General features: G+C 39.2%; 1 protein-coding gene and 1 tRNA gene. Both read right to left on the bottom strand.

All coding sequences use genetic code 11. From position 1 onward, the window contains the following. Positions 1-262 precede the first annotated feature (262 nt). Positions 263-350: transfer RNA gene (locus NZ519_12885), tRNA-Ser, on the bottom strand. 51 nt (positions 351-401) lie between these two features. After that, positions 402-3,773: a C25 family cysteine peptidase gene (locus NZ519_12880; protein MCS7029649.1), complete on the bottom strand. Its 3,372-nt coding sequence runs from the start codon at positions 3,771-3,773 to the stop codon at positions 402-404. Positions 3,774-3,953 lie beyond the last annotated feature (180 nt).

The raw sequence follows: 3,953 nt of genomic DNA, 5'->3' as shown, positions 1-3,953 counted from the left end.
AGCGAAGCACCGAAGCGAAGCGCAGTGCGGAATGCCCCGACCCTTGCGTCAGCAAGGGGCACGCCCAAAAAAATCAATTCAAATTAAACAATCCAAAAACAAACAAAAATATTGAAAACTCTTGCAAAGCTCTGAAAAATCTGATGCTTGTACTATGGAGTTTTTACACTTTGGAATAAGCAGAGTTATACGGAATTGAATTTCCTTACGAGGTGGTGTGAATAATTTAAGCCCTCTCATTAGCAGTAAGAAGGCTTATTAGCGGAAAGAGCGGGATTCGAACCCGCGGTACGCTTTTGGCGTACACACGCTCTCCAGGCGTGCACCTTAAACCACTCGGTCATCTTTCCTACCAGTGCTGCAAAGATATAAAAATTTTATTCAAATTTCAAAAAAGCACTTTACTCGGTAATAACTAATTTTTGAGTATTCACTGTGTTACCTAAAACTAACTCAACAATATATGTACCCGCAGGAAGCATACTTCTATGCAAACCAATTGTGTACTCCCCTTTCATTTGGTTTTCACTTTCTTTTAGTGTTAATAATCTTTTGCCTTGTATGTCAGTTACATAAATAGACACTTTTGTGTTTTGATTGATTGTGTAATGAATAAAGCTCACCTCCCGCATAGGATTAGGATAAAGTTTTAACTCTGAATTAAGACTTGATTGTTGAAGACCAGTAGGTGTACTTAATGGAGGGAATGTTATTTCATCTAGCCACGCGCAGTCTTCATGAAATGATATAATGTAGTCCTTAGTATATACCCACTTGAAGTTATGTACACCTGCTGTATGAATGTAATAAGATGCCCTTTTCCAAGGAATTATACCAGACCAGCTACTGACTTTGATACCATTTATGTAAAACTCTAAAAAGTCAAAATACTCTTCGGAAGACACTTTATAGTAGAATGACAAGCTATCAGGCGTTTGGACATTAGCAAAGATTTCCAAAACAGAATTTTCGTTATCGTTAATATCGCCTGATTCTACACAGTAATCACCTTCGTAAGGATCTTGGTTAGTTACGAACCAATTGGCTGCACCTGAAGTAATCCAAGGATACGAAGTTAAAGTATTGCTTTCAAAGTCTTCCATTTCTACGTTCATGCGTACTGTATAAGTTTTAGTAAAGCTGTAAGCCCCTGCTGTAATAGTATAATGAAGTGTGGCAAGCGTATTTCTTGGCGTAGTTGGCGATACATTGACCAAAAAGTTAGCATTATATGTTCCAGTAGTGTTCATTACTCCCAAACTAAAACTACCTGACACAATACTCAAATAAGGACTAGTAGTGGTCAAAGTACCTACGGCAGGAGGACTTTGAGCATGCCCAATGTTATAAGAAGGTATAATTAGCTGCACATTGTTTTCACCAGCATCTAAGCGGTGATTATTGTTTCCCGTAGCGTCGTTGATAGTAATAGCGTTATGTGCATTAAATTTAGGTGCATTCGCAACAATAACAAAAGGACTATTCCACACATTACCTGCATCATCAGTGATATTTAGGTTAAAGTTTATCGCAGTTTGGTCAGGGACATTATTAGCAATAGTGATCCCATATACTCCATTCTGGGTAGCTGTTACGCCTGCAGCTATATCGCCAAAATTTTGATTAGGCACAGTAACAGTAGCATAAGGGCTTGTAGTAGAAAGCGTTGTATTAACATTATTTGCAGTAGCAACACCTACATTTTTGAGGGTCATGTTTAGCTGAATGTTTTCTGCAAAATCTGCATTTCCATTATTATTACCTGTAACCGCATCGTTAACGCTAGAAGACAAACGAACTACATACGGTCCTGATGCAGGCTGTACTTTCACAAAACCAAAATAAGGAGTTTTATTAAAAGCGGTAACAGTAACAAAAATAGTGTCAGGCAAATTTACAGGTGAGAAGGTTAAGTTAACCGTTCCTCCGCTGATAAATCCACTTGCAATTAAATCGCCTTGATACATTAAGCCTACTAATGCACCATCCACAGGGCAATTAACAACCAAGTTACTGGTACCCACAGGGGTAGTAGAAATATGCGTTGCAGTCAAAAGTGAGGGACTATTTGTGTAGTACATCAAAGAAGGATCGCCGAATACTGTCCATGTATCGGTCATGTCTTCGCCTGCTGTGCCATAAGAATCGTTCATCTTCATACAACCATTCATAGCAACACCTGCAAAAGTGAATTTTTTGTTAGTTGGGTATTGTTGTGTAAGGATGTCATTCATTTCATCTTGTCCTTCCATAGGGGGGTTCCAGCTTTGATTAACTGTGGACATTAGAGTAGCTATAGCGCCACCGTTAGCTTTGCGTAGCCATGCTTCAGCAAAACAGGTACCTGAAGTAAAGTCCCCATTTACACATGCCACAGAAAAGATAATAGGAAGTTTATGCCCATTTGTACTCGCATTTACATCAGCGTTAGAATATCCTGTGGTCGCAAAAGAAGTAGGACTTCCATGTCCTGTGTAATTTATCAAGCTTACTCCTGCATTAACTAAAGCAGCTAGGTCAGCTGCAGTAGGGTTGCCTATCGCATCAGCACCGCCTTGCGAACCATCATACAATTCAGCTACGTTGGTATAAGTAAAGCCTAGTAGCTTGGTTCGAATATTTCGCAAATGTTCATAATCATATTCGCCATCATCGCCAGGTCCTTCATCAGATGCCACTCCCACAGCATTTTTATACCAATTTGCGCCTGTCATAGGGGTTTTTTCATACGTAATAATTTTATTCACCTGTACTTGGACTTCACTTATTGTGTTAGCAGACAGCCTACCAATAAACAAATCAGGGTAGTGGTCTGTACCTACTACGTACGTATAAGCATTATCGGATGCACCTATGGGCATACTATAGGCAGGAATCTGAGCATGGTCGCCTACTAAAAGTACAAATGTTAAACCGTTCAGGTTATAGTAGTTCTGAATATAGCTTTTGATGGCTGTAGGAGTTGTCCCTACGGCAGAGGATAGTACTAATTCGGTAGGAATACCTTTTTGTTTTTTCCATTGTACCAGAGGTTGTACGGCGCTAGCAAAAGCATCGTGGCATATTATCAACATTTTACCATAGTCATTGACAGGGGTGTAAGTTGTCTTACCTGTACTTAGTGCATTGTAGTTCAAAAAGTGCCGTTGGTAGGTAAGTTCAAAATTTCGGTCCAATGGATGATTGCGCTTATTGACTAATGGATTTTCCCCTCCAATGAGAGATTTAGTGCTAATTTTAACGGTCATTTGCGTATACACGCGCAGTACGCGAGTTACGGGGTTGTACTGAAAGGGGTAAAGTACTACTGTTTGCCCTCTATAATCTCTTACAATATGGGGAGAACGTAAATCAGCTAATTTTCCTGGATAAAAAGCATTTTTAGAATATGCTTCGCCGTATATGTAGGGAACACTTTCAGGTGAAATATCTCTTGTAAAGTTTCCTTTTGAAGGAGCAACATCTATGTTTAGATAATCAGTGTATTGAGAATGAATGACTTCTATTTGCATTTCTGCTTGATCTGGAATAATAATTGAGGTTGTATATTTAGGTAAGTCTGGGGCAGCTTGCTTCAAAATAGGCGTAGCTTGTTCAGCTTGGATAATTACAGCATTTCCTTTGTGGGTAAGCACAGGTTTTTGGATAAAATTGAGGTTGTACAAAGTTAGTACGGTTTCATTTATCGTGGATGAAACTAATTCTATTCGGTTTTGGGCTTGAACATGCCAGTAGAATACAACAAGAGCAAGAAAAAAATAATACTTTTTCATAAACAAGTTTTTACTTTTTTACAAAGTTAAAAAGAATACAAAGCAAAGTCAAATTTAAAGGGCTACTGGTGTGTTTGATTGTATGGCTTAATGTTAATTTTTCTTTTTTGGGCGTGTCCTTGCCCACACTTCGCTGCGCTTGTGTGGGCAAGGTCGGCGTGCTTCGGGCTACGCTGACGC

Source organism: Bacteroidia bacterium (assembly GCA_025056095.1).
Lineage (GTDB): Bacteria > Bacteroidota > Bacteroidia > JANWVE01 > JANWVE01 > JANWVE01.
This window is presented reverse-complemented; position numbering and strand designations above follow the sequence as displayed.